We start from the raw sequence: 14,507 nt of genomic DNA on the forward strand, positions 1-14,507 counted from the left end.
GTTGATAGGCCGGATCTGGAAGCACGGTAACGTGCGGAGGTGACCGGTACTAATAGGCCGAGGGCTTGTCCTCAGTTGCTCGCGTCCACTGTGTTGGTTCTGAAACCACGAACAGCCCCATACCCATTATCGGGTGTGGTGCGGCATAGTTCGACAGTTTCATAGTGTTTCGGTGGTCATAGCGTGAGGGAAACGCCCGGTTACATTCCGAACCCGGAAGCTAAGCCTTACAGCGCCGATGGTACTGCAGGGGGGACCCTGTGGGAGAGTAGGACACCGCCGAACAAATTTTAGAAAAGGCCCACGCCTCCAGGCGTGGGCCTTTTTCTATTTCACCAGCTTTGTTTCGTACGCCAGGATCACGGCCTGAATCCGGTCCCTGGAGCCCGTCTTCGCCAGGATGCGGCGGAGTAGCGGCCGCCGTCGGCGAGGCCGGTGAAGACGGAGGAGTTGTGGCCGATGATGTCGTGCATCTCGCGGGCTATGCGGGCGCGTTCGGCGGCCGCGGCGAGCTGGGCCTGCTGGTCGCGTTCGGTCTCCAGGCGGGGGCGATGTTGTAGACGAGGACCAGCTGGAGGAGGGCGGCCTGGAGGACCGCGCCCGTGAAGGCGTTGGCGAAGGCCATCGGGGCCATGGTCAGCAGGGCTGCTCGGGGGTGGGTGCGGCGCCAGAGGAGCGGGATCGTGAGGCCGAGGCTCAGAGTGAGGAGCAGGCCGTCCGGGACATCCTTGTTGCGGGCCACGCTCTCCCAGCCGCCGCCGCCGACGTAGTCGATCAGGGGGGCTGTCAGCCAGAAGCCGGTGAGGGCGAGGTCCCAGAGCGGGGGGGTGGCGGCGGTCGAAGTCGCGCACCTGGCCGGCGATGCGCTGGACGTACTGGGTGAGGGGTTCGGCTGTTCGCTCCTCCGGCAGGGGGTCCATGGGCCGATGATCCGGTGTGGACCGGGTGCCGGGCGTCCACCTGCGGGTCCTATATGAGGTGAGGGGTCTGGTACCCGGGTATTACGGTGAACGGCATGACTGACTCGACGCCCGGTTCGTATGTTGTCCGGCCCATACGTGCTGATGAGTGGCCTGCCGTGAAGGAGCTGCGGCTGGTCTCGCTGCGGGATCCGGCCGCGCCGGTGGCCTTTCTGGAGACGTACGAGATGGCCCTGACCCGTCCGGACTCCTTCTGGCGGGAGCGGGCCGCCGGAGCCGCCGGGGAGTTCGGTGGGGCGCGGCAGTTCGTCGCCGAGGCGGCTGACGGGACGTGGGTCGGGTCGGTGGTCGTGCTGATGGAGGAGGCCGGGAGCACCGACTGGGCCGGGTTCACCGTCGAGCGGAACCAGGGTCATGTGGTCGGGGTGTTCGTGCGGCCCGAGTGGCGTGGCGGCGCGGTGGCCGGGGCGCTCTTCGACGCCGCCCTGGAGTGGGCGTGGGGGCGTGGGGTCGAGGCCGTGCGGCTCATCGTGCACGAGGACAATCCGCGGGCCCAGGGGTTCTATCGCAAGGTCGGGTTCGTGCCGAGCGGGAAGACCGTGCCGTTGGACGGGCACGAGGGGGAGAGCGAGTTGGAGTTCGTGCTGGAGAAGGCCTGAGTCCGGAGAAGGCCGGAACCCCGGAGGCGCCGGATCCGGAGCAGGGCCGGGTCTCGACGGGTGCGGTCATACCGGCAGTTCGTCGTGCGGCCAACGGGCCCTCGCCTGTTCCCGGGAGCGGAGCAGGGCCAGGGTCGGCAGGCCCCGGTCCGCCCCGGTGGCCAGCAGCTCCGGGAGCTGGGGAAGCGGAGCCACGGCGGCGACATCGTCCAGGACGAGCGTCAGTGGTGGGTCGAGGCGACCGGAGGATGACCGTTCGGCCATGCGCCGGCCACGCTCGACCACGCTGGAGACGAGCGCCGTCAGGAGTGGCATGGCGCCCGGATTGGTCCTGGGGTCCTCGATGGATTCCCCCACCACGTAAAGCGTGCCCCCTTCGTCCACGAAGGAATCCAAGGCAAGGGCATCAGTTCGGTTGGGAGTGCACGCCTCGCGGATGTTGACCGTGAAGAGCGCGGAGAGCGCGCGTCCGGTCAACTCCTGGGCGATGTCCCGGCGTTCGGGATAAGCGGTGAGCGCGGCCTCGAGCTCGCCCGCCGCTCCGGGAGCGGCCTTGGGGTTGGTACGGAGGATGCGGACCGCGTCCTGGATCTGGGTGCCCTGGGACCAGCGGTGGACGTGCCGGATGGTGCGGCCGTCGATGGCGGCGGCGTGCAGACAGCTCCGCAGGAGCGTTTCCGCTACGTCGGCCACCGCCTGGTCGATCTTCGCGGTGGGGCGGACCGGCGCGAGGAGGGCGTGGGCCCTCGCGGTCGCCGTCTGCTTCTCCTCGCAGCCCGTCGTGGGGGACCAGTGGAGGCGGGCCGGGGTGTCGCAGAGATGGGCGGGGTCGTAGAGGTGGACCGGGCCCAGCTTGGTGCGGGCGTCCTTGGTGTCGGACCAGACGGCGGGGTTCGAGGTGACGATGAGGATGGCGCCCTCGGCGTCGCGGACGGCCTGGGTGGCGGAGGCCTGGCGGTCCTCCCTGGGGGCCACGAGAACCTTCTCCACCCGTGCGGGCACCGCCACCGCCGGGGGAGGCTCCGGCTCTGCCCGCGGTGTCGGGACCTCGTGGTGCGTGACCGCCTCGACGACGGGCTCCGGAGCCGCCGGCGGCTGTTCGACGACCGCGACCGGCACCTCCGTCCGCCGTGCCCGCCGTACCGCCTTCCAGCGGGCCACCGTCCCCAGGACGAACACGGTGAGCACGATCAGGATCATCAGCTGCCCGATGACCAGCCCCCAGAACAGCCCGTACCCGGAGAGCTGCCCGGCCGGGGTCTCCGGCCAGGCGCCCGGGATGTCCTGGGGCTGGCCGATGAGCTGGCGCATCGCCATGGGCGTACGGGCGAAGGTGACGCCCTGGGGCCAGCTGCCGTGGGCGAACAGGCCCGCCAGACCGGTAGCCGACCAGACCATCAGGGTCATGCCGAGGAGGAAGGCGAGTATGCCGACCAACAGCCCGTCAGGGACGCCTCCCTGACCTCCCTGCCCGCGGCGATCGTCAGGTCTCACCATGGCACGCCTCCCGCCTACGCCACCGTCGACTCGGAGTCGCCCATGTGCTGTTCCATGAAGGCCGCCGCCCGCTCCTCGGCCTCCAGCTCGGCCGCGCGCAGGGCGTCGTCCGCGAGGTGGTCCTCGGAGGACTCGGTCATCGCGCGGTCGGTGAAGACCAGTGGGCGCTCCGTCTCGGTGATCAGGTGTTTGACCACCTGGACGTTGCCGTTGACGTCCCACACCGCGATGCCCGGTGTCAGCGAGGGGATGATCTCGACCGCCCAGCGTGGCAGACCCAGCACCCGGCCCGTCATTCTGGCCTCGTCCGCCTTCTGGGCGTAGATCGTCCTCGTGGACGCCATCTTCAGGATCGCCGCCGCCTCCTTCGCCGCGGCTCCGTCCACCACGTCGGACAGGTGGTGGACGACCGCCACGAAGGACAGGCCGAGCCGTCGGCCGAACTTCAGCAGCCGCTGGAACAGCTGGGCCACGAAGGGGCTGTTGATGATGTGCCAGGCCTCCTCGACCAGGAAGATGCGCTTCTTCCGGTCGGGGCGGATCCAGGTGTGCTCCAGCCACACGCCGACGATCGCCATGAGGATGGGCATGGCGATGGAGTTGCGGTCGATGTGCGACAGGTCGAAGACGATGAGCGGGGCGTCCAGGTCGATGCCGACCGTCGTGGGGCCGTCGAACATGCCGCGCAGGTCACCGTCGACCAGACGGTCCAGGACCAGCGCGACGTCCAGGCCCCAGGCGCGTACGTCCTCTATGTCGACGTTCATCGCCTCGGCCGACTCCGGCTCGGGGTGCCGCAGCTGCTCCACGATGTCCGTGAGGATCGGCTGGCGTTCGACGATCGTCTCGTTGACGTAGGCGTGCGCGACCTTCAGGGCGAAGCCGGAGCGCTCGTCGAGTCCGTGGCCCAGCGCGACCTCGATGATGGTCCGGAGCAGCGCGAGCTGGCCGGTCGTCGTGATCGCGGGGTCGAGGGGGTTCAGCCGGATCCCCATGTCCAGGGCGGCCATCGGGTCGAGGCGGATAGGAGTTATCCCCAACTCCTGGGCGATGAGGTTCCATTCGCCGACCCCGTCCTCGCCCTGTGCGTCGAGAACGACGACCTGCCGGTCGCGGAAGCGCAGTTGGCGCAGGACGTATGTCTTCTCCAGCGCCGACTTGCCGTTGCCGGACTCGCCGAGGACCAGCCAGTGAGGTGCCGGGAGCTGCTGGCCGTACAGCTGGAAGGGGTCGTAGATGTAGCCCTTCCCGGAGTACACCTCGCGGCCGATGATCACGCCGGAGTCGCCGAGCCCCGGTGCGGCCGTGGGCAGGTAGACCGCCTGGGCCTGGCCGGTGGAGGTGCGGACGGGCAGGCGGGTCGTCTCGACCTTGCCGAAGAGGAAGGACGTGAAGGCGTCGGTGAGGACGGACAGCGGGTCCCGCATCTGAGCTCAGCCCCTACCTTCGGATGCCGGTGGCGAACGGGAGCGTGTTCACGAACGCGCGGTGGTGTTCGCGGTCGCACCATTCGAGCTTCAGGTACGACTTTCCGGCCGAGGCCCGGATGGTCCGCTTGTCGCGGGCCAGGGCGTCGGGATTGCGGGAGGAGACGGTGATGTAACCGACCAGGTTGACGCCGGCCGCGCCGCTCGCGAGGTCTTCGCCGCGCTGGTCGAGACGGTTGTGGGAGGCGATGTCGCGCGGGTCGACGGTGCGGTTCATCTTGGCCTGGCGGGAGGCTTCCGCCTCGTCGTTCGTCTTCTCGGTCAGCATGCGCTCGATGGCGACCTCGGTGGGTTCGAGGTCCATGGTGACGGCGACCGTGCGGATGACGTCCGGGGTGTGGACGAGGAGGGGGGCGAGGAAGTTGACCCCGACGGGGGTCATCGGCCATTCCTTCACCCAGGCCGTCGCATGGCACCAGGGCGCGCGGGTGCTGGACTCCCGGGTCTTCGCCTGGAGATACGTCGGCTCCATGGCGTCCAGCTCGGCCGGCCAGGAGTTGCGCTTGCTCATCGCCTGGATGTGGTCGATGGGGTGGTCCGGGTCGTACATGGAGTGGATGAGCGAGGCGAGACGGCCCTGGCCCAGCGGTTGCCGTACGCGGATGTCGGCCTCCTGCAACCGCGAGCAGATGTCGGTGAGTTCACGTGCCATCACGACCGCGAGGCCCGCGTCGCGGTCCAGTTTGCGGCCGGACTGGGGGCGCGCGGCGCGGGCCATGGTGTGGGCCTCGGCGGCGAGTTCGCGGGTGAAGTGCATGCAGGCGACGAGGTAGGCGCGGTGCTGCTCGCTGCTCGTCGACACCATGGACTGGAGTTGGTCGTACGACTGCTGGAGCCATCCCGGTGCCCTCTCGTCCCCGCGGACGGCGACGTCCTTGGCGTGGGCGTCGGGGTCGGCGGGGAGGGTGCGGGCCAGCATCTGGAGGCGGGTGACGAAGCCGTCCCCGTTGGCGACGTGCTTGAGCAGGGTGCCGAAGCGGTCGACGAGGGCTTCCTGGTCCTCGGAGTCGCGCAGGCCGACGCCGGGGCCCTCGATCTCGATGGCGGCGGTGACGGTGCGGCGGTCCGCGTGCAGGAGTACGGCGATCTCGTCGGGGCCGAAGGGTGCGGCGAGCCAGGTGATACGGCCGATGCCGGGCGGCGGGCCGATCTCGACCTCCAGGCCGTCGGCCCTGATGCCGGCCTCCATGACGCCGGAGCGGTAGACGGTCCCGCGCTTCAGGGACCGCTTGTAACTGCGGTTGATCTCGAACCACTTGTAGAACGTGCGGTGCTTGTACGGCACGTAGACCGCCATCAGGGCGATCAGTGGGAAGCCCATCAGCAGCACGATGCGCAAGGCCAGGACGGGGACGAGGAGCCCGCACATCATGCCGAGGAACGCGCCGGCGATGATCAGCGCGATCTCGCCGGTCTCACGGTTGCGGCCGACGATCGCGTTCGGCCGGGCGCGGCCGATGAGATAGGTACGGCGGGGTGTGACCGCGTGGGACACGTGGGACTCGGTCGTCAACGCCCGTCACCTCCTGTGCGGTTGTTGCTGGCGTGCGGGGTGTTGACCGCGTTGCTCGAACGGGGCTGGGGTGCGGCGGAGGGGACAGATCCGCCGCCGCCACCGTTCGGGGTGCGGGCGCTGTGGGCGGCGACGCCGCCGGAGGCGGGGTTGGAGGGGCGGGCGCCGCTCGAACCGTTGCCGCCGCCGTTGTTGTCGGCCCTGGTGCTGTGGGTCTTGATGCCCTGGGCGACGAGGGTCGCGGGGGAGCTGATGACCGCGGCCGCCTTTCCTTCGGCGCCCTGCATGATGCGGTTGTTGCGGGAGCCCGCGATCTCGTCGCCGAAGCCGGGGACGAAGCGGTAGATCATCGCGCTGGCGAAGATGGCGAGCAGGATGATGGCCAGGCCGGAGACCACGGCGGAGAAGGCGTCCGGACCGTCGTCGGCGGACAGCGCGCCGGCCAGCCCCAGGACGATCACGATGACCGGCTTGACCAGGATGACCGCGATCATGATGCCCGCCCAGCGGCGGACGTGGCCCCACAGGTTCTTGTCGACCAGGCCCGCGTAGACGACGGTGCCGAGGAGGGCGCCGACGTAGAGGAGCGCGGCCCTGATGACCAGTTCCAGCCAGAGGACGCCGGCGGCGAGGATGGAGACGAGGGACACCACGATCAGCATGATCGGGCCGCCGCCGATGTCCTCGCCCTTCTCCAGGGCGCCGGAGAAGGTGCCGAAGAACGTGTCCGTCTGGTCGCCGGTGGTCTTCGCGAGGACCTCGGTGACGCCGTCGGTGGCCGAGACGACCGTGTACAGGATCAGGGGGGTGAAGGCCGACGCCAGCACGGTCAGCCAGAGGAACCCGATCGCTTCGGAGATGGCCGTGGTGAGGGGTGCGCCACGGACGGCTCGCTTGGCCACGGCCAGCAGCCACAGCAGCAGCGTCAGAATCGTCGACGCCGCGAAGACGACCGCGTACTGCTGGAGGAACTTGGGGTTCGTGAAGTCGACGTTCGCGGTGTCCTTCACGGCCTCGCTGAGCTTGTCGACGGTCCATGCGGCGGCGTCGGCACAGCCCTTGGCGAGGGAGGAGAGGGGGTCGAGGGTGGAGGTGGGGTCGATGGTGGTTCCGCCGGCCCCTTCGGAGCCGCTGCCGCGTTCGCAGTACTTCTTGGCAGGGCCGGCAATCAGCGAGCATGGATCGTCGCTCGGCGTCGGCGTCGGGCTCGGTGTGGGTGCGGCGAAAGCACGTGTGGCCAGCAGCACGGTGGTTGCTTGAGCTGCGGCCACCAAACCGGTGAGCTTGAGTGCGCGGTGCGGGCTACCGGGCATACGTGAAGCCTCCGAACTCCTCGACCGCCTTGCCGATCTCATCTGCGCCGGACACGGGGTTGTCGCCCGTGACCGGGGTGGGTCCGGTCTTCTGGCTGGTCTCGAGGACCTTCCAGTCGCCACCGCTCCAGTTCAGCTTCATGGTCACGGTGAACCAGTTGCTGGTCACGGGGTTGGTCGAGCTCTGGCCGGTGAGTCCGAAGAGGCCGTTGCACCAGACCTCGACGGTGGCCGCGCTGTTGCTGAAGGACGTGACCTTGGTTCCTGCCGGCAGCGTGCGGTTGACGAATGTGCTGCCTGTAGGGGCGCTGCCGTCCTCGCTGAGACCGATCTTCTTCAGGAACCCCGCCGAATAGTCCGCGTCGAAGCCGGACTGGAGCCGGTCGAGGGAAGTGGGGTCAGCGACGTCTTGCACGATCTCGTGTCGCCGGGACGTGTTGAACATGCCGTCCGAACCCAGCGCTACCGCGTAATTCGCCGCCGCGCTCTGCGCCCCCTGCGCATCGTGCGCGAACCCCGCAGCCACCGGCTTCGTCCCGCTTGCCGCCGTGGTGGACACCTCGGGCTTGTCGCTGGCGCCGGTTTTCGATGAGGAGTCGTCTCCTCCGCGGTTCGCGAAGGCGATCGCGGCGATGAGGAGGACGACCACGCCGACCACCGTGACCAGGCTGCGTGACGACGAGCGGGCGCGGGGACGCGCGCCGCCGTACACGTCGTCCGGCATGCGCGTGCGGGTCTGGCCGGAGCCCCCGTAGCCGCCGGAGGTGTCGTGTTCGTCACCGGGACTCATGCCGCGTACGCCCCCTCTACGTCGTGCGGAAACACGTAGGAGTACGACGGTAGCCGTGCTGGTTCCCGCGCGGGCGCGGTGTGGTGACTCGGCATCAGGGAAACGCAACCTCAGTCGGTGGGCACGACGGGCGGGTGGGGTGGAGGGGTACGACCGGGCGTGCCCGGGGGACTGGAGGAACGCCTGCTAGACGGCCATGCCGTACACGATGGTGAACAGCGTGCCGAGTGAGCCGATGATGAAGACCCCGGTGAGGCCGGCGATGATCAGGCCCTTGCCCTGTTCCGCGCTGAAGGTGTCACGGAGGGCCGTCGCGCCGATGCGTTGCTTCGCGGCGCCCCAGATGGCGATGCCGAGGCAGAGCATGATGGCGACCGCCATGACGACCTGGATCATCGTCTTCGCTTCCGTGCCCAGCGCCCCGAAGGGGCCCCAGTCCGGAGCGATCCCGCCGATGATGGTGTTGATGTCTCCCTTGTCGGCCGCAAAGAGCATGTAAGTCACCGCCCCTGGTGGGTAGTTCCGCTTCCCCCTGCAGGTGCGCAGAGGTCAGGCCTCATTCTCGCCGACAATTCTGCTGCCGGATGTCGACTTGGCGTCATTGATTGGCGGGTTTCGTACGAATGCACTGCCCGGTCACTCTGTGTATCACGGCTGGTCACGCCGGGCAATGAGGTCGGAGCGGAACCTTCGTGTGGTTCCGTCGTTGACCTCTTCTCGGCATCTGGTGTGCTGGTGGCACCCGAGTGCACCCATGTTCTGCGGGTGAAGGCTATCTCCGCACGGGACCGGCATGACGAACGGGCCGCGGCTGGTGCCGCGGCCCGTCTGGGTGGTGACTGAGCGTCAGCCTGTGAAGGCGCTCACTCCCTGCGGGGTGCCCAGGCCGGTCGGGCCGTCGTAGCCCGAGGCGGCGGTGCAGAAGTAGCTCGTGGAGCAGGTGCCGTTGTTGCCGGAGGTCACGTCGTTGAGGGCGGAGGTGTCCTCGTAGGGGAACTGTGCCGGGTAGGAGCTGCTGGACGGCGTGCCGGCCAGGGCGTACACGGAGGCGATGATCGGGGCCGAGGCGCTGGTGCCGCCGTAGGTGTTCCAGCCGGTGCCGTCGGAGCCGTAGGAGTCGTAGACGGAGACACCGGTGGCCGGGTCGGCGACGGCGGAGACGTCGGAGATCATGCGCTTGGTGCAGCCGGTGTCGGTCTGCCAGCTGGGCTTGGCGTCGTACGCGGAGCAGCCGGAGCCGGTGCCCTCGGTGCTGCTGGTCTTCCAGACGCTCTCGGTCCAGCCGCGGGTGGTGGAGGACGTGGAGAGCTTGGTGCCGCCGACCGAGGTCACGTACTTCGAGCCGGCCGGGTACTCGGCGCCGTAGGCCTCGTCGCCCGCGGAGACGGTGATGGCGACGCCCGGGTGGTTGAAGTAGGAGGAGTCGTAGGAGGTGTCCGAGGAGGACTCGGAGCCGCCGTAGGAGTTGGAGACGAACTTGGCGCCCAGGGCGACGGCCTCGTTCACCGCCTTGCCCAGGTTGGCCATGCTCGACGAACTCGCCTCGACCAGAAGGATCTTGGCGTTCGGAGCGATGGCGGAGACCATGTCGAGGTCGAGGGAGATCTCACCGGCCCAGCCGCTGTCGGCGGTGGGGAGGGAGGTCGTGGAGCCGGTCTGGGAGACCTTCTTGAAGCAGCCGTTGGCGACGGTGCAGGCGGGGAGGCCGTAGTAGGAGCGGTAGGTGGCCAGGTCCGCGGCGGCGTTGGGGTCGTCGTAGGCGTCGACGATGGCGATGGTCTCGCCGGAGCCGTTCGAGGAGGAGGCGGCGGTCAGGCCGTAGGCGTCCTGGAGGTCGCTCGGGCCGTAGCCGGTCGGTGTGGCCGAGGTGGCGTTCGGCTTGACGGTCTTGGGGGTCGCGCCCTTGAGCGCGGCCTGCTTCTCCATGTAGGCGGTGGTGCCGCCGGTGACACGGAGCGCGTTGCAGGCGGCGTAGCCCTTCTTCGGGGTCGTGGCGCACGCGCTCTCGTACTGCACATGGGCCTTGGCGACCTGTGCGGCGACGGTCCGGGCGCTCACCTTGTGCGGCGTGGGGGCGGCCGCGTCGGCGTGGGTCGCGATGCCGAGTCCGGCGAGGAGGAGGGCGGCCGTGGTCGTGGCGGCCGTGCCGATCCGGCGCGATCTGCCGGATATGTGGGGGGTGTTGGGCGTACGCAACGTACAGCCTCCTGAGAGTGGGGTTGCAGAGGCCTGCGGTGGGGACCACCGGTGAGGTTCCCGGTGGGGGCGGCGACCCGCGTAGACCATCCCCTTGTTGAGTACGTGACAACAAGACGGGCGGTGGAATCCTGACTTCCGCCTTACTGAAGGGGGTTGGGGGGTTACTGATCAATGGCGGGGTGATGGGCGCCGAATGGCCTCGGCTTGACCATCCACACGCGTTGCGCACAACTGCCGGAGGGTCACCTGGGCTTGAGGCCGTGCAGCAGGAGATGTACGAGCTCGGGCATGCCGTCGAGGGCTGCCTGCGGGTCGAGCTTGTCGGTGGCCGCGAACATGGCGGTGCCGTGCAGGGTGGCGCCCAGGGCGAGGGTGAGGCGGCCGGGGTCCCCCTGGACGATCTCGCCGCGCTGCTGGGCGTCCGAGATGATCTGCTCGAGGGCTCCCACCGTGCGGCCGACGGCGACGGCCATCTGCTCGGACGCCTCGGGGTCGTGCTTGCGGGCGTACATGAGCTCCAGGAGCTCGGCGTTCTCCAGGGAGAAGGCCAGATAGGCCCGGGCGAGAGCCGTGAACCGGGGTTCCAGCGGCAGGGCGGGGTCGTCGGCGGCGTCGAGCGCCCGGGTCAGCCGTTCGTAGCCGTCGAGGGCCAGGGCGTTGAGCAGGGCCTGCTTGTCCTTGAAATGCCGTCCCGGGGCGGCGTGGCTGACGCCGATGTCGCGGGCCAGTTCGCGCAGGGAGAGTGAGGCCACGCCCCTGTCGCGCAGGGTGCGCTCCGCGCTCGCGAGCAGGGCGGAGCGGAGGTCTCCGTGGTGGTAGGGGCGGGTCTCGGACGGCATGGACGCCATCGTATCCCGATGTAGGCGCCGTCACTATTGTTGGCATCGCCATCATTGTTGTCATTGACAGCATTGTTGGCGTCGCCTACTTTGAGGGCATGGCTGACAAGAGCAAGCACGCGTGGAACGCGACCCACCTCCCCGACCTGACCGGCCGCACCGCCGTGATCACCGGCGCCAACAGCGGTATCGGCCTCACCGCCGCGGCCGCGCTGACCGGGGCGGGCGCGCACGTGGTGTTCGCCGTACGGGACCCGCGGCGCGGTGAGGCGGCGGCGCGGACGGTGAACGGCAGCGTGGAGGTGCGGCGCCTGGACCTGGCGGACCTGTCGTCCGTACGGGAGTTCGCGGCGGCGTGGGACGGTCCGCTGGACCTCCTCATCAACAACGCCGGCGTGATGATGGTGCCGGAGCAGCGGACGCCGGACGGCTTCGAGATGCAGTTCGGCACGAACCACCTGGGCCACTTCGCGCTCACGAACCTGCTGCTGCCGTACCTCACGGACCGGGTGGTGACGGTGTCCTCGGGCGCCCACCGCTGGGGCGACGCCAGGATCCGCTTCGACGACCTGAACTGGACGACCGGCTACCACCCCAACCAGGCCTACGCCCAGTCGAAGCTGGCGAACCTCCTGTTCACCCTGGAACTCCAGCGCCGCCTGACGCAGTCGGGCTCCGCGGTCCGCGCCCTCGCCGCCCACCCCGGCTACTCGGCCACCAACCTCCAGAGCCACGCGGCGAGTCCGGCGGCCCGGGTCTTCATGAAGTTCGGCAACAGGTTCCTGGCCCAGGATGACAAGGCGGGCACCCTGCCGACGCTGTACGCGGCGACGCAGGACCTGCCCGGCGCGAGCTACGTCGGCCCGGACGGGTTCGGCGAGATGCGGGGCGCCCCGACCCTGGTGGGCCGCTCACCCGCGGCGAGCGACCCGGCGACGGCGAGGCGGCTGTGGACGGTGTCGGAGGAGCTGACGGGGACGCGGTTCCCGCTGGAGACGGCCGTACGACCCGGCTAGGCGCTGCCCGGCCGGTCGTCAGCCGGCGAACATTCCCGCCGTTGCGTTGATCCACGTGCCCGTGACGGTGACGCCCGCGTCGGAGGCGGGGCCTCCCGGGCGAGCCGCCGGAGTTGCGCGAACCGGGCGTTGAGAGCCTCGACGTCGGCGTGGAGGACGACCGGGGGTTCCAGCCGCAGCCGGTTCAGCTGCGCGGAGGAGAACGCTGCCAGGGTTGGTGTCCGGGTAGACGTCCCTTGACGCGCGCCTGACCCGGTTCTCACCTTCGTGCGGAAGGCTGCGTTCCGATGAAGCGCACGCCTCTCTACGCCGTCCTCGTACTCCTCGCCGTCACCTCCGCCTCCGAGGCGGCCGCCGACGACGGCCCCGGCCCTTTCGGGGTCACCGTCACCGCCGCCGCGACCGCGGAGACCGTGCGCGTGGGGGCGCTGTTCGCCGGCGGGCGGCACTTCTGTACCGCGTCCGTCGTGCACAGCCCGCACCGGGATCTCGTCGTCACCGCCGCACACTGCCTGGACGGTGACACGGACGACCTCGTGTTCGCGCCGGGCTACCGAAACGGCAGGGCGCCGTACGGGAAGTGGCGCATCACCAGACGGTTTCTGCCCGACGCGTGGGACGAGGACAGTGACGTGGCGTTCGCGACCGTGGCCGGGCGGCGGGGCGAGGGCGTCGAGGACCTCGTCGGGGGGAACCGCTTCACCACCGGTACCGCGACCGGTGCCACCGGTGTCACGGTCACCGGCTATCCCGGCTCCCGCGAGACGCCGGTCCGCTGCGCCGACAAGCCGGTCGCGCACAGCCGTACGCAACAACGCGTCGACTGCCCAGGGTTCAGCGGCGGCACCAGCGGCAGCCCGTGGGTCAACGGGGACGGGGAGGTCGTCGGGGTGCTCGGCGGGCACGAGCAGGGCGGGGCGACCGCCGGCATCTCGTACAGCGTGGTGCTCGGGCGGGAGGCCGCGCGACTGTACCGGGACGCGACGGAGTCTCCTTCCGCATGATCACCCCAGAACGACGAAGGCGCCCCTAAACTGACGTGGGCGTCGGACTCCGGGGCAGCGAGGGGCGGTTGACGGTGCGTAAGGCATGGCTCGTGGGGGGTGCCGTCCTCGGGGCGGGGCTCAGCTTCGTGATGCTGCTCGTCGTCGGTGTGTACGTCGTCGCCGGGAACCTCGCCAACGGGGTCGGCGGAGCCACGAAGGCGCTGGCCAAGGGGTCCGTCCCGGCCGCCTATCAGAACCTCGTGCAGAAGTGGGGCAATCTCTGCACCGCGATCAACCCGGCGCTGCTCGCCGCCCAGCTCTACCAGGAGAGCGGGTTCAACCCGAAGGCGCAGAGCGCCGCGGCCGCGCAGGGGATAGCGCAATTCATCCCCGGGACCTGGGCCACGCACGGGATCGACGGCGACGGGGACGGCGACCGCGACGTATGGGATCCGAATGACGCGATTCCGTCGGCCGCGAAGTACGACTGCACCCTCGCCTCGTACGTGAAGGACGTCCCCGGGGACGCCACGAAGAACATGCTCGCGTCCTACAACGCGGGCGCCTACGCGGTGATCAAGTACGGGGGTGTGCCGCCGTACAAGGAGACCCAGAACTACGTGAAGACGATCACGACGCTGGAGGAGAGCTTCGCCGCTCCCGTCACGCGTGTGGACCCCTCCAAGCAGGCCGCCGGAGCCATCTACTACGCGCAGAAGAAGCTCGGCACGCCCTACCTCTGGGGCGGTGACGGTACTGCTCAGGACGGTGGCCGGTTCGACTGCTCGGGGCTGACGAAGGCCGCGTACGAGAGTGTCGGGATCACGCTGCCCCGCGTCGCCAACGACCAGTGGAACGCGGGTCAGCATCCGGCCAGGGACGAGCTGCTCCCCGGCGATCTCGTCTTCTTCTCGGACGACCTCACCAACTCCCGGGCCATCCGGCATGTGGGGATTTATGTCGGCGGCGGATACATGATCGACGCCCCGAGAACAGGTGCTGTGATCCGGTTCGACCCGATCGACACCCCCGACTACTTCGGAGCCACACGCGTCACCGAAGATGGCGCGAAAGCGCTCCCCACGACGGTCTGACAGCCTGTGAACCTGCCCCCTGAGCTGCAGCGATGTGTCTCTCTTCGATAACGTCTGCGTGATCATTCAGTGGAGGGTGGAACGTATTAACGGGGACCGTGCGTTCCTGTTCTCGTAGCGATCTACACACCACGGGGGTGGAACAGCGGCGCGCGACCTCTGCGCGCCGGGAGAGCCGACGAAGGGGCCGCAGC

Annotated in this window: 12 protein-coding genes, 2 rRNA genes and 2 pseudogenes; 6 read left to right on the plus strand and 10 right to left on the minus strand. The window is 69.3% G+C overall.

From position 1 onward, the window contains the following. Together ACIOHP_RS10045 and rrf are read left to right on the plus strand one after the other, a co-directional pair. Positions 1–73, plus strand: a 23S ribosomal RNA gene (locus ACIOHP_RS10045); the annotation flags it as partial. A 95-nt stretch (positions 74–168) separates the two neighbouring features. After that, positions 169–285, plus strand: a 5S ribosomal RNA gene (gene rrf, locus ACIOHP_RS10050). A 42-nt stretch (positions 286–327) separates the two neighbouring features. Here the strand turns inward: rrf and ACIOHP_RS10055 are convergent. Beyond that, positions 328–405 (minus strand): annotated as a pseudogene (locus ACIOHP_RS10055) (DNA-binding response regulator); the annotation flags it as partial. Continuing rightward, a pseudogene (locus ACIOHP_RS10060) lies at positions 384–920 on the minus strand (histidine kinase); the annotation flags it as partial. The pseudogenes ACIOHP_RS10060 and ACIOHP_RS10055, both read right to left, overlap by 22 nt. A gap of 95 nt (positions 921–1,015) precedes the next feature. Between ACIOHP_RS10060 and ACIOHP_RS10065 the strand changes: the two are divergent. After that, positions 1,016–1,579, plus strand: a complete 564-nt coding sequence (locus ACIOHP_RS10065; RefSeq protein ID WP_401885296.1) for a GNAT family N-acetyltransferase — start codon at positions 1,016–1,018, stop codon at positions 1,577–1,579. A gap of 66 nt (positions 1,580–1,645) precedes the next feature. On the opposite strand, the gene ACIOHP_RS10070 is transcribed toward ACIOHP_RS10065, so the two are convergent. From ACIOHP_RS10070 to ACIOHP_RS10105, 8 genes are all read right to left on the minus strand, one after another. Then, positions 1,646–3,073 (minus strand): TraM recognition domain-containing protein, encoded by a 1,428-nt coding sequence (locus ACIOHP_RS10070; RefSeq protein WP_401886387.1) that lies wholly within the window; start codon positions 3,071–3,073, stop codon positions 1,646–1,648. 17 nt (positions 3,074–3,090) lie between these two features. Next, complete coding sequence (locus ACIOHP_RS10075) at positions 3,091–4,503, minus strand: ATP-binding protein (protein ID WP_351687759.1); 1,413 nt, start codon at positions 4,501–4,503, stop codon at positions 3,091–3,093. 13 nt (positions 4,504–4,516) lie between these two features. Continuing rightward, complete coding sequence (locus ACIOHP_RS10080) at positions 4,517–6,076, minus strand: SCO6880 family protein (RefSeq protein WP_361553645.1); 1,560 nt, start codon at positions 6,074–6,076, stop codon at positions 4,517–4,519. Further along, positions 6,073–7,389, minus strand: a complete 1,317-nt coding sequence (locus ACIOHP_RS10085; protein WP_401885304.1) for a hypothetical protein — start codon at positions 7,387–7,389, stop codon at positions 6,073–6,075. Before ACIOHP_RS10085 ends, ACIOHP_RS10080 begins: the two co-directional genes overlap by 4 nt. Then, entirely contained in the window at positions 7,379–8,179 is an 801-nt protein-coding gene (locus ACIOHP_RS10090; protein WP_401885311.1) for a hypothetical protein, read from the minus strand. The genes ACIOHP_RS10085 and ACIOHP_RS10090 overlap by 11 nt, the downstream gene beginning before the upstream one ends. Before the next feature lie 186 nt (positions 8,180–8,365). Further along, on the minus strand, positions 8,366–8,674 hold the full coding sequence (locus ACIOHP_RS10095) for a hypothetical protein (protein ID WP_046262904.1): 309 nt from the start codon (positions 8,672–8,674) through the stop codon (positions 8,366–8,368). A 351-nt stretch (positions 8,675–9,025) separates the two neighbouring features. Next, complete coding sequence (locus ACIOHP_RS10100) at positions 9,026–10,375, minus strand: peptidase S8 (RefSeq protein WP_401885316.1); 1,350 nt, start codon at positions 10,373–10,375, stop codon at positions 9,026–9,028. Positions 10,376–10,620: 245 nt separating this feature from the next. Beyond that, positions 10,621–11,226: a TetR/AcrR family transcriptional regulator gene (locus ACIOHP_RS10105; RefSeq protein ID WP_361553632.1), complete on the minus strand. Its 606-nt coding sequence runs from the start codon at positions 11,224–11,226 to the stop codon at positions 10,621–10,623. An 89-nt stretch (positions 11,227–11,315) separates the two neighbouring features. Here ACIOHP_RS10105 and ACIOHP_RS10110 point away from each other — a divergent pair, with 89 nt between their 5' ends. From ACIOHP_RS10110 to ACIOHP_RS10120, 3 genes are all read left to right on the plus strand, one after another. Continuing rightward, positions 11,316–12,233 carry an oxidoreductase gene (locus ACIOHP_RS10110; protein ID WP_401885319.1) on the plus strand — a complete coding sequence of 306 codons (918 nt, stop codon included), beginning with the start codon at positions 11,316–11,318 and terminating at the stop codon, positions 12,231–12,233. 287 nt (positions 12,234–12,520) lie between these two features. Then, complete coding sequence (locus ACIOHP_RS10115; RefSeq protein WP_401885323.1) at positions 12,521–13,237, plus strand: trypsin-like peptidase domain-containing protein; 717 nt, start codon at positions 12,521–12,523, stop codon at positions 13,235–13,237. A 68-nt stretch (positions 13,238–13,305) separates the two neighbouring features. Beyond that, complete coding sequence (locus ACIOHP_RS10120) at positions 13,306–14,313, plus strand: NlpC/P60 family protein (protein WP_401886389.1); 1,008 nt, start codon at positions 13,306–13,308, stop codon at positions 14,311–14,313. Positions 14,314–14,507 lie beyond the last annotated feature (194 nt).

The organism is Streptomyces sp. NPDC087859, from assembly GCF_044742595.1.
GTDB lineage: Bacteria > Actinomycetota > Actinomycetes > Streptomycetales > Streptomycetaceae > Streptomyces > Streptomyces canus_F.

What these genes read in the sequence shown, in the direction of transcription:
- ACIOHP_RS10065 (WP_401885296.1), top strand. Translation starts at nt 1,016, where the DNA reads ATGACTGACTCGACGCCCGGTTCGTATGTTGTCCGGCCCATACGTGCT.
- ACIOHP_RS10075 (WP_351687759.1), bottom strand. Translation starts at nt 4,503, where the DNA reads ATGCGGGACCCGCTGTCCGTCCTCACCGACGCCTTCACGTCCTTCCTC.
- ACIOHP_RS10085 (WP_401885304.1), bottom strand. Translation starts at nt 7,389, where the DNA reads ATGCCCGGTAGCCCGCACCGCGCACTCAAGCTCACCGGTTTGGTGGCC.
- ACIOHP_RS10090 (WP_401885311.1), bottom strand. Translation starts at nt 8,179, where the DNA reads ATGAGTCCCGGTGACGAACACGACACCTCCGGCGGCTACGGGGGCTCC.
- ACIOHP_RS10095 (WP_046262904.1), bottom strand. Translation starts at nt 8,674, where the DNA reads ATGCTCTTTGCGGCCGACAAGGGAGACATCAACACCATCATCGGCGGG.
- ACIOHP_RS10105 (WP_361553632.1), bottom strand. Translation starts at nt 11,226, where the DNA reads ATGGCGTCCATGCCGTCCGAGACCCGCCCCTACCACCACGGAGACCTC.
- ACIOHP_RS10110 (WP_401885319.1), top strand. Translation starts at nt 11,316, where the DNA reads ATGGCTGACAAGAGCAAGCACGCGTGGAACGCGACCCACCTCCCCGAC.
- ACIOHP_RS10115 (WP_401885323.1), top strand. Translation starts at nt 12,521, where the DNA reads ATGAAGCGCACGCCTCTCTACGCCGTCCTCGTACTCCTCGCCGTCACC.